This is a genomic window from Streptomyces sp. NPDC092952, assembly GCF_044754785.1.
GTDB lineage: Bacteria > Actinomycetota > Actinomycetes > Streptomycetales > Streptomycetaceae > Streptomyces.
On the sequence record NZ_JBIVPT010000032.1, the window covers coordinates 41793 to 57942 of the forward strand.

Consider the following 16150-nt stretch of genomic DNA (forward strand, 5'->3'; position numbering starts at 1 on the left):
ACCCCGCACCATGGAGGGGTGAGTGTGCACATCGACATCGCCGGGCTCGCCCCCGAACGGATCGTCTTCGAGACCTCCCCCCTCGCCGAGCTGGGGCTGGCCCTGCACGCGCTCTCCGAGCCGGGCCACCACCCGGGGCTGCACGGCTGGGCGACGGCGACCGCCAGCGCGCTCGACCCGGACCTCGCCGACCGGCTCCACGAGGCCGACTTCCTGTGGCGCCACACCTTCTCGGACATCTTCCTGCCGTTCGCCGGCATCCGGGACGGCGCCGTCCCGACGGGCGCGACCCTCGCCGACGACCTCGACATCCTCGACCGGCTGGACGACGAACGGTTCGCCGCCGCCGCCCTGGAGTTCACCTGCACCGGGCTCTACGGGCTCGGCGCGCCCTCCCCGCTCGGCAACGCGATGATGCACGCCCGCGCCCTGGAGATGGCCGCGGTGCACGGGCCCCGGCAGGTGGAGTTCACCCGGCGGCTGCTGGCCGACCCGGCGCCGGTGCGCCGCTGGGTGCGGCGGCTGTTCGAGGACTGCGACCGGGCGTTCTTCGCGGACACCTGGCAGCGCGTCCGGGTCCAGCTGGTCGCCGACGCCCGGCACAAGACCGACCTGCTGCGCCGCAGAGGGATCGGCGAGGCGATGGCCGCGGTCTCCAGCGCGCTCAGCGTCGACGAGGCGTCCACCCTGATCAGCGCCGACAAGCTGAACGAGGGCCGCACCAGCGCGGTCGGCCCCGGGCTCACCCTCATCCCGTCCACCTTCGGCTGGCCGCACCTGAACCTGCTGCACGCGCCGGGGTGGCGCCCGGTGATCCACTACCCGGTGCACCGGCCGGAGCTGCCCTCCCCCGCCTCCGTCGAACTGCTCCAGCTGCGCATGGAGGCACTGGCCCACCCGATGCGGATGCGGCTCTGCCGCCACCTCGCCCGCTCCGCCCACACCACCGGCCAGCTCGCCGACACCCACGGCATAACCGCGCCCGAGGTCTCCCGGCACCTGGCGGTGCTGAAGCGGGCGGGCCTGGTCACCACCCGGCGGCGCGGCCGGTACGTACTGCACCAGCTGGACCTGACCTCGGTGGCCCGGCTGGGCAGCGACTTCCTGGAGGGCATCCTGCGCTGAGCCCGGCCCCGGCCCGGGTCAGTGCGGACCGCCCCCGGCCCGGACCAGCCCCGTCTCGTACGCGAGGACCACGACCTGCACCCGGTCGCGCAGTTCCAGCTTGGTGAGGATGCGGCCCACGTGCGTCTTCACCGTCGCCTCGGAGAGCACCAGGCGCCCCGCGATCTCACCGTTGGACAGGCCCTGGGCGACCAGCAGCATCACCTCGCGCTCACGCTCGGTGAGCCGGGCGATGTCCTTGTGCTGCGGCTCGTCCGAGCGGCTCGGCAGCATCGGGGAGAAGCGGTCGAGCAGCCGGCGGGTGGTCGACGGGGCGACGACCGCGTCCCCGCTGTGCACGGAGCGGATCGCGGCGAGCAGCTCGGCGGGCGGCACGTCCTTGAGCATGAAGCCGCTGGCCCCGGCCTTCAGCCCGGAGAAGGCGTACTCGTCGAGGTCGAAGGTGGTCAGGATCAGCACCTTCGGCGCGTCCGGCCGCTCGCAGATCCGCCGGGTCGCCTCGACCCCGTCCAGCCGGGGCATCCGTACGTCCATCAGCACCACGTCGACCTCGGTGGAGCGGAGCGCCTCGATCGCCTCCGCGCCGTCGCCCGCCTCGGCCACGACCTCCATGTCCGGCTGGGCGGCGAGCACCATCCGGAAGCCGGTGCGCAGGAGCACCTGGTCGTCGACGAGCATCACACGGATCGCCATGAGGGGGGTCCTGTCTCCTGTTGTCCGAAGGTGCTGATGGGTGCTGATGGGTGCTGTTCAGATGCCGGTGTGCGGACGCACGCGGCCGTACGCGCCGGGCGTCAGGTCTGTTTGAGCGGCAGCAGCGCGCTGATCCGGAAGCCGCCGCCGGGGCGCGGCCCGGCGTCCAGCGTGCCACCGACCATCCCGACCCGCTCCCGCATACCGATCATCCCGTGCCCCGCGCCGTCCGCGCCGCCGTCCTCGTACAGCTCGTGCGCCGCGCCCCGCCCGTCGTCCTCGACCAGCAGCCCGAGGCCGTCGTCGAAGTAGAGCAGCCGCACACTGGCCCCGGCGTCCGGGCCGCCGTGCTTGCGGGTGTTGGTCAGGGCCTCCTGCACGATCCGGTACGCGGTCAGCTCGACCCCGCTGGGCAGCGGGCGCGGGGTGCCCTCGACCTTGAAGTCGACCGCCAGGCCGGTCTGCCGGACCTGCTCGATCAGCTCCTGGATCTGCTCCACGTCGGGCTGCGGGACGTACTCCCCGCTCTCCTGCGCGTCGCCCGTGCGCAGCACCCCGAGCAGCCGGCGCATCTCGGCGAGCGCCTGGCGGCCGGTGCTGGAGATGGTCTCCAGGGCCTGCTTGGCCTGGTCCGGCGCCGCGTCCATGACATAGGCGGCGCCGTCGGCCTGCACCACCATCACCGACACGTTGTGCGCGACCACGTCGTGCAGCTCCCGGGCGATCCGGGCCCGCTCCGCCGCCACCGCGACCTTCGACTGCGCCTCGCGCTCCCGCTCCAGCCGGGCCGCCCGCTCCTCCAGCTGGCGGAAGTAGGCCCGCCGGGTCCGCATCGAGTCGCCGAGCACCCAGGCGAGCACGAACGGCACCGTCAGCACGACGACGATGAAGACCTCTTCGGCCCAGTTGACCCGCGGCACCTCCCCCGGCCAGCGCATCTTGGACAGGGTCGCCGCGGCCAGACTGCACACCAGTGCCAGCCGGGACGCCCAGCGCTGCCCGACCGTGGCCACGGTGAAGACGATGACCAGCATCGCGAAGTTCATGACACCGGGCTCCACCCCGGTGACCAGCTGCGCCAGTCCCATCGCGATGGCGAGCAGCAGCATCTTCTCCGGCGCCAGCCTGCGCAGCGCCACGACCGTGCAGTAGCCGATCACGACCAGGACGGCGGCGACGCGGTGCCGCGCGGTCGCCCCGACCCCCACCATGGACAGCCCCGAGAGCCCGAGGAGGGCGACGGCCCAGAAGACGTCGACGCCCGTCGGGTGTCTGCGAAGGAAGTCGTAGAGACGCTGCACGTGACCCAGCGTAGGGAAAGGCACGGGGCAGGTGGGTCAGCCGAAGGGCCGATCCGGCTTCCGGGGCCGTACTCCCCAAGGTGGAGACTTGGCTCCGTGACGGACGAGTGGCGTGGGTGGCAGGAGGCGGCCGAGGCCGCGCTCTACGGGGACGAGGGGTTCTACCGGAGCCCCGAAGGGCCCGCGGGCCACTTCCGTACCTCGGTGCACGCCTCCGCGCTCTTCGCCGCCGCCGTGGCCCGGCTGCTGGTCGCGACGGCCCAGGGGCTGGGCACCGACCGGGTCGATCTGGTGGATCTGGGGGCGGGCCGGGGCGAGCTGTTGACGGGGGTGCTGGCCGCGCTGCCCGCCGAGGGCGGCGAGGGGCTGACGGTACGGGCCCGGGCGGTGGAGCTGGCGGACCGGCCGCCCGGCCTCGATCCCCGGATCGGGTGGAGCTCCCGGCTGCCGTCCCGCACGTACGGGTTGCTGTTCGCCAACGAGTGGCTGGACAACGTCCCGGTCCCGGTCGCCGAGACCGGCGGGGACGGCGTCGACCGGTACGTCCAGGTCCGCACGCGGGACGGGGCCCAGCGGCCGGGGGCGCCGGTGACCGGCGCGGACGCGGCATGGCTGCGCCGCTGGTGGCCCTCGGCCGGGCCGGGGAGCCGGGCGGAGATCGGCCGCCCCCGGGACGACGCCTGGGCGCGGGCGGTGGCCACGCTGACCGGGGGGCTCGCGGTGGCGGTGGACTACGCCCACGAACGGGCGGCGCGGCCCCCCTTCGGCACCCTGACCGGCTTCCGGGCGGGCCGTGAGGTGGCGCCGGTGCCGGACGGGAGCTGCGACCTCACCTCGCACGTGGCGCTGGACGCCTGCGCGGCGGCGGGTGCGGCGGTGGCCGGTACGGAGCCCGAGCTGCTGACCCAGCGCGAGGCGCTGCACCGCCTCGGGGTGCGCGGCGGGCGTCCGCCGCTGGCGCTGGCCTCGTCCGACCCGGCCGGTTACGTACGGGCGCTGGCCTCGGCGGGCGAGGCGGCGGAGCTGACGGCCCGGGGCGGCCTCGGCGACTTCGGCTGGCTGGTGCAGCGCGGGGGTCCGGGGCCCGGCCCCGGCGCGTTCACGCAATACTGACCGCATGACGGAGACGACGGTCGGCATCGGCGGCGCGGCGGAGAGCACGGACATGGTGCTCAACATCGGTCCGCAGCACCCCTCCACGCACGGTGTGCTCCGGCTGCGGATCGTGCTGGACGGCGAGCGGGTGCTGAGCGCGGAGCCGGTCGTCGGCTACATGCACCGCGGCGCGGAGAAGCTGTTCGAGGCGCGCGACTACCGGCAGATCGTGATGCTCGCCAACCGCCACGACTGGCTGTCGGCGTTCTCCAACGAGCTGGGCGTCGTGATGGCCGTGGAGCGGATGCTCGGCATGGAGGTCCCCGAGCGCGCGGTCTGGACCCGTACGCTCCTCGCCGAGCTGAACCGGGTGCTGAACCATCTGATGTTCCTCGGCTCCTACCCGCTGGAGCTGGGCGGGATCACCCCGGTCTTCTACGCCTTCCGGGAGCGCGAGGAGCTCCAGGGCGTGATGGAGGAGATCTCCGGCGGCCGGATGCACTACATGTTCAACCGGGTCGGCGGCCTCAAGGAGGACCTCCCGGCGGGCTGGACCGGCCGGGTCCGGGACGCCGTCGCCTCGGTCCGCTCCCGGATGGGCGTCTACGACGACCTGGTGCTCGGCAACGAGATCTTCCGGGGCCGCACCCGCGGCGTGGGCGTGCTCGCGGCCGACGCGGTGCACGCGTACGGGGTGTCCGGGCCGATCGCCCGCGCCTCGGGCGTCGACTTCGACCTGCGGCGCGACGAGCCGTACCTGGCGTACGGGGAGCTCCGGGACACGTTGAAGGTCGTCACCCGGACCGAGGGCGACTGCCTGGCCCGCTTCGAGTGCCTGCTGGAGCAGACGCACAACGCGCTGGACCTCGCGGACGCCTGCCTGGACCGGCTGACCGAACTGGCGCCCGGCCCGGTCAACCAGCGGCTGCCCAAGGTACTGAAGGCCCCCGAGGGCCACACCTACGCCTGGACCGAGAACCCGCTCGGCATCAACGGCTACTACCTGGTCTCCAAGGGCGAGAAGACCCCGTACCGGCTGAAGCTCCGCTCCGCCTCGTACAACAACATCCAGGCGCTCACCGAGCTGCTGCCGGGCACGCTGGTCGCCGACATGGTGGCGATCCTGGGCTCGCTCTTCTTCGTCGTCGGCGACATCGACAAGTAGCGCCGCGCGCGCCCGGCACGAACGCCCGGCGCGCGCGTCCGGCTACGAGATCGCGCTGCGCAGCTCCACGACGTCGAGCTGCTCGGTCTCGTCGTGCGCGGTCAGGTCGATGACCTTGCCGACGGCTCCTTTGGCGGCGCGGTCCGTGCGGTGCGCGGCCAGCGCCTCCTCGCCCACCACGTCGGCCAGGTCCTCGTCCTGCACGGACTCGATCGCGGCGCTCGCCTTCTGCGTCTGCGTGCCGAAGAAGTCGAAGCTGCCCTGCGGCACCGGCTGGCGGCGCGGCGGCGTGTACGGGGCGACGGCCGAGGCGGGCGACGCGGGGCGGGCCGGGGGGAGCGCGACGGACTGCCGGGCCGGGGGCAGCGGGGCCGGGGGACGCAGATGGCGCGCGGCGGTGCGGTCCTCCTCGGCGGCGGGCGGCGCGGCCGGGGCGGGCGCGGCGGCCGGGCGCCGGACGACCTCGTTCCGGCGGGCCTGCTCGGCGGTGCGGCGGGCTTCCTGGAGCGCGGCGTTGCGGGAGAGGTCCTGGAGCGCCTGGGCGGCCCGCAGATAGGCGCCCGGCGTCGGCGTGGAGGACGCGGCGGCCAGCTCGCGGGGGGCCGTGGCAGCCAGTTCACGGGGGGCCGTGGCGGCCTCCAGCGCGAGCTGCCTGCGCCCCTCCAGGGCACTGGCCCGGCCGGTCTCGGCGTTGGCGTACCGGCGCAGCAGCGCGGCGTGCTCCCCGCGCAGGTTGGCGAGCTCCACGCGCTTGCGGCGCAGCTTCGTCTCCAGCCGGGCGCGCAGCTCCCGCGCCTCCTCCAGGTCGGACTCCAGCTCGGCCGTCCGCTCCTCGGCGCGCCACTCGTCGCCCGCCCGGGCCCGGGCCAGCTCGGCGACGCGGCGGCCGGCGTCCCGGTCCCAGCTGCGCATCAGGTACGCGCCGGTCGCGGCGGCCACCGCCGTGACGGCCACCAGCCCGCGCAGGACCAGGGGCTCGGCCAGCAGCCAGGAGCCCGCGGCACAGACGACCGATACTCCGGCGACCGCCGACGGCGGAAGGATTCTGTGCAGAGGTGGCGAATGGCGATGACGTCCACGTGGCATGGCCTGAAATTTACCGTGTGTGCGGGGCACTTGGGGGGCCGCCCGTCAATCTGTTCCCTCCCGGTTACCTGACGGCCCCCTTTTCCCTCCGTTTCCTACTTCTCGACGAGTCCCTTCGTGCGGAGATAGTCCCCGGCGACATCGGCGGGCTTTGCCCGCTCGGCGTCGACCTTGCGGTTCAGTTCCGCGAGATCATCGGTGGTGAGGGCCTTGGTGAGCCTGCCGAGGGCTTCGGCGATCTCGGGGGAGCCGGCGTCCTTCGCGTTGACGACCGGCAGGACGTTGTCGGCGTTCTGGAGCTTCTTGTCGTCCTCCAGGAACACCAGGTCGTAAGCGTCCAGCACGGCGTCCGTGGTGGTGGTGAGGACCAGTTGGTCCTTGCCGTCCTTGACCGCCTGCTTGGACTGCGGAGTACCGACTCCCTTGGGGTCGATTCCGGTGACGTCGATGCCGTACGTCTTCTTCAGACCCGGTGCGCAGAAGGGCCGCACCTCGCACTCGTCGCCCGCCGCGATCTTCACCGGGACCTTCGAGCGGCCGAGGTCGGAAAGGTTTTTGATCTTGTTCTTCGCGGCGAATTCCTTGGTCACCGCGAAGGCGTTCTGGTCGACCGCCGCACCGGCCGGGAGGACCTTCAGTCCGCGCGGGGCGGCGAGCTTCTCCAGGGCGGCGACCGTGGCCGCCGTGTCGCCCGAGGCGACCGGTGCCTTCGCGGCCTTCTCCGCGCCGTTCACCTTGGCGTTGAGGAATTCGGCGATCGTCGCCGCGTATTCGGGTACGACGTCGATCTCGCCCTTCTCCAGGGACGGCTCGTACAGCTCCCGGTTGGCCACGGTGGTGACGGAGGTGCGGTACCCGGCGTCGGCCAGGATCTGCGCGTACAGCTCCGCGAGGACCTTGGACTCGGTGAAGGAGGCGGCGCCGACGACCAGCGAGCCCTTCTTCCCGGAGCCGGACTCCGCGGCGGCCGGGCCGCCCTTCTCCTTCTCCAGGCTGTCGCCGCCGCAGGCGGCGAGCGAACCGGCCAGCGCGGCCATGCCGATGACCGCGCCGGCTATGCGCGAGGACTTGCTCATGTGTTGTTCTCCGTCCACAGCAACAGGGTGATCAGGGACCCGCAGGAAAGGGGAGCGGGCGGCCGCCGCGCCCGCGCGCGTACGGACGGCGTCATGCCGCCCGGCGGCGGCCCAGCGGCGAGAGCAGCCGGTCCAGGCCGACCAGCACGCCCTCCACCAGCAGCGCGAGCGCGGCGACCAGCACCGCCCCCGCCACCACCTGCGGGGTGTTGTAGGTGTTGAAGCCGGCGGTGATGATCCGGCCGAGGCCGCCCTGGCCGACCATCGCGGCGATCGTGGCCGTGGCGACCACCTGGACGGCGGCCGACCGCAGCCCGGTCATCACCATCGGGTGGGCCAGCGGCAGCTCGACCCGGAGGAAGAGCTGACGCCCGGTCATGCCCATGCCGCGCGCGGCCTCCGTCACCGACCGGTCGACCTCCGTCATCCCGACGTAGGCGTTGGTCAGCAGCGGCGGCACCGCGAACAGCACCAGCGCGACGACCGTCGGCACATAGCCGGCGTTGCGCAGCGGCGAGACCATGAAGAGGGCCAGCACGGCGAAGACCGGGACCGCCCGCCCCACGTTGGAGATGTTGACCGCCAGCGCGCCGCCCTTCCCGAGGTGCCCCAGGTACAGGCCGACGGGCAGCGCGACCGCGCACGCCAGGGCGAGCGCCACTCCGCTCACGTACAGGTGCTCGGCGAGCCGGTGGGCCACGCCGCTCTCCCCCGACCAGTTGGCCCCGGTGGTGAGCCACGTCCAGGCCCCGCTCATGACTCCCATGGATTCAGACCGCCTTCGCCGCCGGGTCCGCCGCCGCGGGGGCGGTACGTATCCGGGTCCAGGGCGTCAGCAGCCGCTGCACGCCGAGCAGCAGCAGGTCCGCGACGACCGCCAGCAGCACGCACAGCACCGAGGCGGTGAGCACCTGGGCCTTGAAGAAGCTGGGCAGCGCGTCCCCGATGAGGTTGCCCAGACCGCCCCTGCCGACGATCGAACCGACCGTCGTCAGCGCGATCGTGGAGACCGTGGCGATCCGCACCCCGGCCATCAACGCGGGCATCGCCAGGGGCAGTTCGACCTCCCACAGCAGCCGCACCGGCCCGTAGCCCATCCCTCTCGCCGCCTCCTTCGCCTCCGGAGGAACGGCTTCGAGGCCCGCCAGGATGTTCCGTACGAGGACGGTCAGCGAGTAGAGCACGAGGCCGGTGACCACCAGGGCGGCGGAGAGCCCGAAGAGGGGCAGCAGCAGCGAGAAGAGGGCGAGCGAGGGGATCGTGTAGAGCACCGTCGTCAGCCCGAGCACCGGGGCGGCGAACCGCCGGCCGCGCCGCGCCAGCAGCGCCAGCGGAAAGGCCACCAGAAGCCCGATCACCACCGAGACCGCGGTGATCCAGATGTGCTGGACCGTCGCGTCGGTCAACTCCTGGCTGCGGGAACGGAGATACTCCCCGCAGATCCAGTCGTTCGCCACCAGGCAGTTCTCCCCCGCGGCCATCCGCCCCCACCTCCCGTCGGCACTTCGTACGCGTGTCCGTGACCCTATCCTCGGCCACTGACAATCGCCGGGACCGTTGTATTTCAGCAACACGCCCTTCACAGAACTCGCGCCACAATGGGGAACCATGATCCGTTTCGAGCACGTCACCAAGCGGTACGCGGACGGCACCACCGCCGTCGACGACCTTTCCTTCGAGGTCGCCGAGGGTGAACTGGTCACGCTCGTCGGACCGTCCGGCTGCGGCAAGACGACGACCATGAAGATGGTGAACCGGCTGACCGAACCGACCGAGGGCCGGATATTCGTCGACGGGGACGACATATCCACCATCGACCCCGTGGCACTCCGCCGCCGTATCGGATATGTGATCCAGCAGGTGGGGCTCTTCCCGCACCGCACGGTCCTGGAGAACACCGCGACCGTCCCGCATCTCCTGGGCTGGAAAAAGGGAAAGGGGCGGCAGCGCGCTGCCGAACTCCTCGACCTGGTCGGACTCGACCCTTCCGTTTATGGCGACCGCTATCCGGAACAGCTTTCCGGAGGTCAGCGCCAACGCGTCGGTGTGGCAAGGGCGCTGGCCGCCGACCCGCCGGTCCTGCTGATGGACGAGCCTTTCGGCGCGGTCGACCCGGTCGTCCGGGAACGGCTCCAGAACGAATTCCTGAAACTCCAGGAACAGGTCCGCAAAACCGTCCTGTTCGTCACCCACGACATCGAGGAAGCCGTCCGGCTCGGCGACCGGATCGCCGTCTACGGACAGGGCTCCATCGAGCAGTTCGACACCCCCGCCACCGTGCTCGGCGCCCCCGCCACCCGGTACGTCGCGGACTTCGTCGGCGCCGACCGCGGCCTCAAGCGGCTCTCCGTCACCCCCGTAGAGGAGAGCGACCTCGACCAGCCCCCGGTCGTCCACCTCGACGACCCCCTGGCCCGGGCCACCGGACGGCTCCGCGCCGAGGGCGCGCGCTGGGCCGTCGTCCTGGACGGCGAGGACCAGCTGCACGGCTGGCTCCCGGCCGACGCCGCCGGGTCCGCCGCCGAGACCGTACGCGCGCACGCCCGCCGGATGGAGGCGTGGCTCCCGCTCGGCGCCCCGCTCAAGCAGGCGTTCTCCACCATGCTCCAGCACGACGCCGGCTGGATCGCCGTCATCGACGCGCAGGGCACCGGCCGCTTCCTCGGCGTACTCACCCCCGCCCGGCTGCACGAGGCCCTGCGCCGCTCGATCGACGCGGACGCCCAGGACCTCCCGCGGGCCGAGGTGACGGTCGAGACCGTGGAGCGCGCCACGCGCTGAGCCGGGCGCCGCCCCCGGGACGGACGACCGTCAGTTCTCGCTGAGGCGGCTGCTCAGCCAGTCCAGCGCCGAGGGAATCTCCCGCCGCCAGGTGTTGAAGTTGTGCCCGCCGCTGTCCAGCACGATCGAGGACACCTGGGCGGGCGCCTTCACCTTGGAGATGAACTGCCGCGTGGTGTTGTAGTTGCCCTCGCCGTGCCTGGAGGTGGTGACCAGGAAGGACGAGTCGGGCTGCGGCATGTTGTCCAGCGTCCACATCAGGTCCGCCCGGTTCCGCGCGTCCTGGTCGCCCTGGAAGAGGTCACCGGTCGTCGGGTCCTCGGCCGCCTTGTAGTAGGCGGAGAGTCCGGCGCTCGCGATGAACCGGTCCGGGTGGTGCAGTCCGATCTTCAGCGCGCAGTAGCCACCGGTCGAATTGCCGATGATGCCCCAGTTCCGGGCGAGCTTCCCGACCCGGTACGACTCGGAGACCGCCTGCGGCACGTCCTCGGCCAGGAAGGTCTCGGTCTGCGGCCCGCCCTCGATGTCCACGCACTCGGTGTCCCGGGGCGGCGCGACCGTCGGCCGCAGCATCACCAGGATCATCGGCTGGGACCGTCCGGCTTTCACCCGTTCGTGTGCGGTCCGCGGATAGTCGAGCCCCTTGAGGAGGTTCTCCGCGACCCCCGGATAGCCCGTCAGCACCTCGACCGCGGGGAACTTCCGACGCGAGAAGGCCGGCTGGAAGTACTCCGGCGGCAGGTACACGTACGCCGAGCTCTCGATCCCCGACCGCTTGCCCGCGACCACGACCTTGTCGATCCGGCCGCTCACCTCCGGGCGCGGCGCGCCCGGCACCTGCGGCCGCTGCTCCCCGACCCGGACGATGTTCTTCGAGGCCAGGGTGGCCGCCGCGTGGTCGGTGACCACGCCCAGGTCCTGCTTCCGGCCGAACAGATCGGCCCACGACCCGTAGAAGAGGAAGGAGTTGTTCGCCACCAGGGCCACCGTGACGAAGATGGTCACCTGGGTTGCCAGCAGCAGGCCGATCCGGCCGGACACCGCGGGCACGCTGCGACGGGACAGCCGGGGCCAGAGCCAGATCGTGGCGGCGAAGAACACCACGGCCAGCGCGATGGCCAGAACCAGAAGCGTCTTACTGGTAAGACCCATGGATGGTGAGCTTTCTTCTCTGGAATTTTCCGTGCGGCGGTGAACCCGCGGCGCGGAAGCCTCGTCCTACAGATCGCACATCGTCCTGAGGCATATGTCCGAAGGACTCAAGATTCTCTCGCGGAACCACGGGAAGCGATGTCTGTCACGCTAGATGGGGATAAATCGGGATCGGTTCCGAGTCCCGTAAGCAAGTTCGTACGAGGCCCCCGCCCCGAAACGGTACCGGGCCTCGTGGGTACCGCCTGCACCGTCGTCGGCCTGATCGACGTCGCCGCGGGCGTCTTCCCCCGCTTCCGGCACAGCCGGATGCACACCCTCGCCGAGGTGCTCCCCGGCGCCCTCGGCCCGTTCGCCGCCGCGCTCTCGCTGAGCGCCGGCGTCCTCCTCCTGCTCCTCGCCCACGGCCTCAAGCGGCGCAAGCGGCGGGCCTGGCGGGCCGCCGTCCTGCTGCTCCCGGCCGGCGCCCTGGCGCAGTTCACGTACCGTCACTCGGTCGTCGGCGCCCTGGTCTCGCTGGCGCTGTGCATGCTGCTGGTCCGTCACCGGGGCGAGTTCTCCGCCCTCCCCGACCCCCGCAGCCGCTGGCGCGCGCTGGCCAACTTCGTCCTCCTCGGCGCGGGTTCGCTCGCCCTGGGCGTCGCCGTCGTCAGCGCGCACCCCGGCCGGGTGGTGGGCGACCCCAGCATCGCCGACCGGCTCCAGCACGCCCTGTACGGGATGCTCGGCATCGAGGGCCCCGTCCGGTACACCGGCGACACCTCCTGGACCGTGGGCTACTCCCTCGGCGCCCTCGGCCTGCTGACCGCCGTCACCACCGTCTACTTCGCCTTCCGCCCCGAGCACCCGGCCGCCCGGCTCACCGAGGAAGACGAGGTCCGGCTCCGCGCCCTCCTGGAGAAGCACGGCGGCCGCGACTCGCTCGGCCACTTCGCCCTCCGCCGCGACAAGGGCGTCGTCTTCTCCCCCAGCGGCAAGGCCGCCGTCTGCTACCGCGTGGTGTCCGGGGTGATGCTCGCCAGCGGCGACCCGATCGGCGACGTCGAGGCCTGGCCCGGCGCCATCGAGCGCTTCATGGACGAGGCCCGGGCCCACTCCTGGACCCCCGCCGTGATGGGGTGCAGCGAGACCGGCGGCGAGGTCTGGACCCGCGAGACCGGGCTCGACGCCCTGGAGCTCGGCGACGAGGCGGTGGTGGACGTCGCGGATTTCTCGCTCGCCGGGCGCCCGATGCGCAACGTACGCCAGATGGTGAAGCGCATTGAACGCCTCGGCTACGAGACCTGCGTCCGCCGCGTCCGCGACATCGGCGAGGACGAGCTCGCCCGCATCCGCCGCGCCGCCGACGACTGGCGCGGCACCGACCACGAGCGCGGCTTCTCCATGGCGCTCGGCCGGCTCGGCGACGCGGCCGACGGCGACTGCGTCGTCGCCACCGCCCACAAGGCCGACGAGCCCGGCACGGACTCCCCGTACGGCGACCTGAAGGCCGTACTCCACTTCGTCCCTTGGGGCACCGACGGCATGTCCCTCGACCTGATGCGCCGCGACCGCGCCGCCGACCCCGGCATGAACGAGCTGCTGATCGTCGCCGCCCTCCAGGCCGCCCCCGGCCTGGCCGTCGAGCGCGTCTCGCTGAACTTCGCCATGTTCCGCTCGGCCCTCGCCCGCGGCGAGAAGCTGGGCGCCGGGCCGGTGCTGCGGACCTGGCGCGGGCTGCTGATCTTCCTCTCCCGCTGGTTCCAGATCGAGTCGCTGTACAAGTTCAACGCCAAGTTCCGGCCCCGCTGGGAACCCCGCTTCGTCGTCTACCGCAACGCCGGGGACCTCCCCCGGATCTCCTTCGCCGCCATGCAGGCGGAGGGCTTCGTCAGCTTCTCCCTCCCCCGCCCCTTCGCCCGCCGCTTCCCGGACCCCGGCCCCCGCCCCTGCGCCCACGCCCCGGCCGCGGGCCCGGAGCACCGGGCGCACGCGGCGTAGCCCCGTCCCGCACGGGCCTACGCTGGACACATGAGTACGTTGCGTGGACGAGGCACGGTCCAGGGCCTGCCGGAGTGGGACCGCTGCGCGGTCATGGGTGTCGTGAACGTGACCCCGGACTCCTTCTCCGACGGGGGCCGCTGGTTCGACACCACGGCCGCGGTCAAACACGGCCTCGACCTGGTCGCCCAGGGCGCCGACCTGATCGACGTCGGCGGCGAGTCGACCCGCCCCGGCGCCACCCGGGTGGACGCCGAGGAGGAGCTGCGGCGGGTGGTCCCGGTGGTCCGGGGGCTGGCCGCCGAGGGGGTCACGGTCTCCGTCGACACCATGCGGGCCCGGGTCGCCGAGCAGGCCGTCACGGCGGGCGCCACCCTGGTCAACGACGTGAGCGGCGGCCTCGCCGACCCCGACATGATCCCGGTCGTCGCCGCGTCCGGCGCCCCGTTCGTCGTGATGCACTGGCGCGGCTTCAGCGAGTCCATGAACAGCCGCGCGGTCTACGGGGACGTCGTCGCCGAGGTCGTCGCGGAGCTGCGCGAACGGATGGACGCGGTGGTCGCGGGCGGTATCGCCCCGGAACGCGTCGTGATCGACCCCGGCCTCGGCTTCGCCAAGGAGGCCGCCCACGACCTCGCCCTGATCGCCCGCCTCGACGCGCTGCGCGCCTTGGGCCGCCCCCTGCTGGTCGCCGCCTCCCGCAAGCGCTTCCTCGGCCACGTACTGGCGGGCGAGGGTGCCGCGCCCCCGCCCGCCCGCGAACGCGACGCCGCCACCGCGGCCGTCTCCGCGCTCTCCGCGCACGCCGGCGCCTGGGCCGTCCGGGTCCACGAGGTACGGGCCACCGCCGACGCGGTCCGGGTCGCCCGCGCCGTCGAGGGAGCCGCGTGAGCACCGGCCGCGACGAGCACGCGGAGGCCGCCGCCGACATCGCCGCCGTCGAGCGGGCCAACACCGCCTTCTACGAGGCGATGGAACACGGCGACTTCGAGGAGCTCTCCGGGCTCTGGCTGCCCGGCGAGGACCTCACCGTCTCCTGCGTCCACCCGGGCTGGCCGGTACTGACCGGCCGCGGCGAGGTGCTGCGCAGCTACGCGCTGATCATGGCGAACACCGAGTACATCCAGTTCTTCCTGACCGACGTCGGGGTCTCGATGACCGGCGACACCGCCCTGGTGACCTGCACGGAGAACATCCTCAGCGGCGGACCCGCCGAGGACGGCAACGCGCTCGGCCCGCTGGTCGGCCAGCTCGTCGTGGCCACCAATGTGTTCCGGCGCACACCGGACGGCTGGAAGCTCTGGTCCCACCACGGCTCCCCCGTACTCACCGAAACCGGTGAAGAAGGGGACGAAGAGTCCTCCTCCTGACCCGTCCGGCCCCTCCTCCCCGACCCGTCCGGTCCCGCCTCCCCGCCCGGTCCGGCCCCGATTCCGCCCCGGATTCCGGCCGGTCGTACCCCCGGAAAGGGGTTGGAACCGGGAAGCGCGGGTATACGCGGCTTCCAGCCCCCGTGGAATCCGGTTCCCGGGTACCCACGGGAGAGTGCTGTCAGTGCTCGAAGGTAAATTCGAAAGTGGGCACCTCGCCGTCCGCACGCGGCCCCGTGTCTTACGACCAACGACAGCAGGAGTGATTCGCGTGGATCGTGTCGCGCTGCGCGGCCTCAAGGCCCGTGGACACCATGGCGTCTTCCCCAAGGAGCGGGAGGAGGGCCAGACGTTCATCGTCGACCTGGTGCTCGGCCTCGACACCCGCCCGGCGGCGGCCTCCGACGACCTGACGAAGACCGTGCACTACGGCGTCGTCGCGGAGGAGGTCGTCGAGGTCGTGCGGGGCGAGCCCGTCGACCTGATCGAGACGCTCGCGGACCGTATCGCCCGCACGTGCCTCAAGCACGAAGGGGTCGAGGAGGTGGAGGTGGTGGTGCACAAGCCGGACGCGCCGATCACCGTCCCCTTCGACGACGTCACCATCACCATCACCCGGAGCCGAGTATGACCTCGTTTTCCACCGAAGGGCAGAGCGACCCGACCGTCCAGCCCGTGCCCGCCTCCGTGGTCGAGCAGGTGGACGCGGCGGACATCACCCTCTCCAACCCGAAGCGGGCCGTGATCTCCCTCGGCTCCAACCTCGGCAACCGCCTGGAGACCCTCCAGGGCGCCATAGACGCCCTGGAGGACACCCCCGGCCTCCGCGTCAAGGCGGTCTCCCCGGTGTACGAGACGGAGCCCTGGGGCGTCGAGCCCGGCTCCCAGCCCTCGTACTTCAACGCGGTGATCGTCGTGAAGACGACGCTCCCCCCGTCCTCCCTGCTGGAGCGCGGCCAGGCCGTCGAGGAGGCCTTCGACCGGGTCCGCGAGGAGCGCTGGGGCCCGCGCACCATCGACGTCGACATCGTGGCGTACGCGGACGTCGTCTCCGACGACCCGGTGCTCACCCTCCCGCACCCCAGGGCCGCCGAGCGGGCCTTCGTCCTCGCCCCCTGGCTGGACGTCGACCCCGAGGCCCAGCTGCCCGGCGCCGGGCCGGTGGCCCAGCTGCTGGCCGCGGTCGGCCGGGACGGCGTACTGCCCCGGACCGATCTGGAACTCCGGCTGCCCTAGGTGTTCTGTCCCGGGAGGTTGTGGACGGGTGAGCGAGGTCTCGGCTGAGGGATCTTGAAGCAGGTGAGGGCCTTCCGGTTCGGTGTGGAT

At 72.4% G+C, this 16150-nt stretch carries 16 protein-coding genes; 9 read left to right on the top strand and 7 right to left on the bottom strand.

From position 1 onward, the window contains the following. The first annotated feature begins 24 nt into the window (after nucleotides 1-24). Nucleotides 25-1125 (top strand): DUF5937 family protein, encoded by a 1101-nt coding sequence (locus tag ACIQGQ_RS35580; RefSeq protein WP_402404356.1) that lies wholly within the window; start codon nucleotides 25-27, stop codon nucleotides 1123-1125. 18 nt (nucleotides 1126-1143) lie between these two features. On the opposite strand, the gene ACIQGQ_RS35585 is transcribed toward ACIQGQ_RS35580, so the two are convergent. Beyond that, nucleotides 1144-1818: a response regulator gene (locus tag ACIQGQ_RS35585; RefSeq protein ID WP_402404307.1), complete on the bottom strand. Its 675-nt coding sequence runs from the start codon at nucleotides 1816-1818 to the stop codon at nucleotides 1144-1146. 101 nt (nucleotides 1819-1919) lie between these two features. Next, a complete protein-coding gene (locus ACIQGQ_RS35590) occupies nucleotides 1920-3119 on the bottom strand; it encodes a sensor histidine kinase (RefSeq protein WP_402404310.1) in 1200 nt (399 codons plus the stop codon). Nucleotides 3120-3215: 96 nt separating this feature from the next. On the opposite strand from ACIQGQ_RS35590, the gene ACIQGQ_RS35595 reads away from it, so the two are divergent. Further along, nucleotides 3216-4232 (top strand): SAM-dependent methyltransferase, encoded by a 1017-nt coding sequence (locus ACIQGQ_RS35595; RefSeq protein ID WP_402404313.1) that lies wholly within the window; start codon nucleotides 3216-3218, stop codon nucleotides 4230-4232. A 4-nt stretch (nucleotides 4233-4236) separates the two neighbouring features. Continuing rightward, complete coding sequence (locus ACIQGQ_RS35600; RefSeq protein ID WP_402404316.1) at nucleotides 4237-5379, top strand: NADH-quinone oxidoreductase subunit D; 1143 nt, start codon at nucleotides 4237-4239, stop codon at nucleotides 5377-5379. Between the two features lie 42 nt (nucleotides 5380-5421). Here the strand turns inward: ACIQGQ_RS35600 and ACIQGQ_RS35605 are convergent, their stop codons facing one another. The 4 genes from ACIQGQ_RS35605 to ACIQGQ_RS35620 form a co-directional block, all read right to left on the bottom strand. Beyond that, nucleotides 5422-6465 carry a hypothetical protein gene (locus ACIQGQ_RS35605; protein ID WP_402404319.1) on the bottom strand — a complete coding sequence of 348 codons (1044 nt, stop codon included), beginning with the start codon at nucleotides 6463-6465 and terminating at the stop codon, nucleotides 5422-5424. A gap of 95 nt (nucleotides 6466-6560) precedes the next feature. After that, nucleotides 6561-7541, bottom strand: coding sequence for an ABC transporter substrate-binding protein (locus ACIQGQ_RS35610; protein WP_402404322.1), 981 nt, complete (start codon nucleotides 7539-7541; stop codon nucleotides 6561-6563). Nucleotides 7542-7632: 91 nt separating this feature from the next. Beyond that, a complete protein-coding gene (locus tag ACIQGQ_RS35615) occupies nucleotides 7633-8307 on the bottom strand; it encodes an ABC transporter permease (protein WP_402404324.1) in 675 nt (224 codons plus the stop codon). Between the two features lie 4 nt (nucleotides 8308-8311). Then, nucleotides 8312-9022 (bottom strand): ABC transporter permease, encoded by a 711-nt coding sequence (locus ACIQGQ_RS35620; protein ID WP_402404327.1) that lies wholly within the window; start codon nucleotides 9020-9022, stop codon nucleotides 8312-8314. 127 nt (nucleotides 9023-9149) lie between these two features. Here ACIQGQ_RS35620 and ACIQGQ_RS35625 point away from each other — a divergent pair, with 127 nt between their 5' ends. After that, nucleotides 9150-10322 carry a betaine/proline/choline family ABC transporter ATP-binding protein gene (locus ACIQGQ_RS35625; RefSeq protein ID WP_402404330.1) on the top strand — a complete coding sequence of 391 codons (1173 nt, stop codon included), beginning with the start codon at nucleotides 9150-9152 and terminating at the stop codon, nucleotides 10320-10322. A gap of 30 nt (nucleotides 10323-10352) precedes the next feature. Here ACIQGQ_RS35625 and ACIQGQ_RS35630 read toward each other — a convergent pair whose 3' ends face one another. Then, nucleotides 10353-11474 carry an alpha/beta hydrolase gene (locus tag ACIQGQ_RS35630; RefSeq protein ID WP_402404333.1) on the bottom strand — a complete coding sequence of 374 codons (1122 nt, stop codon included), beginning with the start codon at nucleotides 11472-11474 and terminating at the stop codon, nucleotides 10353-10355. Between the two features lie 138 nt (nucleotides 11475-11612). Here ACIQGQ_RS35630 and ACIQGQ_RS35635 point away from each other — a divergent pair, with 138 nt between their 5' ends. From ACIQGQ_RS35635 to folK, 5 genes are all read left to right on the top strand, one after another. Further along, entirely contained in the window at nucleotides 11613-13454 is a 1842-nt protein-coding gene (locus ACIQGQ_RS35635) for a phosphatidylglycerol lysyltransferase domain-containing protein (protein WP_402404336.1), read from the top strand. A gap of 30 nt (nucleotides 13455-13484) precedes the next feature. Then, the gene (folP, locus tag ACIQGQ_RS35640; protein ID WP_402404339.1) at nucleotides 13485-14345 is read left to right on the top strand and encodes a dihydropteroate synthase; all 861 of its coding nucleotides are present in this window, start codon (nucleotides 13485-13487) and stop codon (nucleotides 14343-14345) included. Further along, the gene (locus ACIQGQ_RS35645) at nucleotides 14342-14824 is read left to right on the top strand and encodes a nuclear transport factor 2 family protein (RefSeq protein WP_402404342.1); all 483 of its coding nucleotides are present in this window, start codon (nucleotides 14342-14344) and stop codon (nucleotides 14822-14824) included. Before folP ends, ACIQGQ_RS35645 begins: the two co-directional genes overlap by 4 nt. 271 nt (nucleotides 14825-15095) lie before the next feature. Further along, entirely contained in the window at nucleotides 15096-15455 is a 360-nt protein-coding gene (folB, locus tag ACIQGQ_RS35650) for a dihydroneopterin aldolase (protein ID WP_366298686.1), read from the top strand. Continuing rightward, nucleotides 15452-16060, top strand: coding sequence for a 2-amino-4-hydroxy-6-hydroxymethyldihydropteridine diphosphokinase (gene folK, locus ACIQGQ_RS35655; protein ID WP_402404346.1), 609 nt, complete (start codon nucleotides 15452-15454; stop codon nucleotides 16058-16060). Before folB ends, folK begins: the two co-directional genes overlap by 4 nt. The last annotated feature ends 90 nt before the right edge of the window (nucleotides 16061-16150 follow it).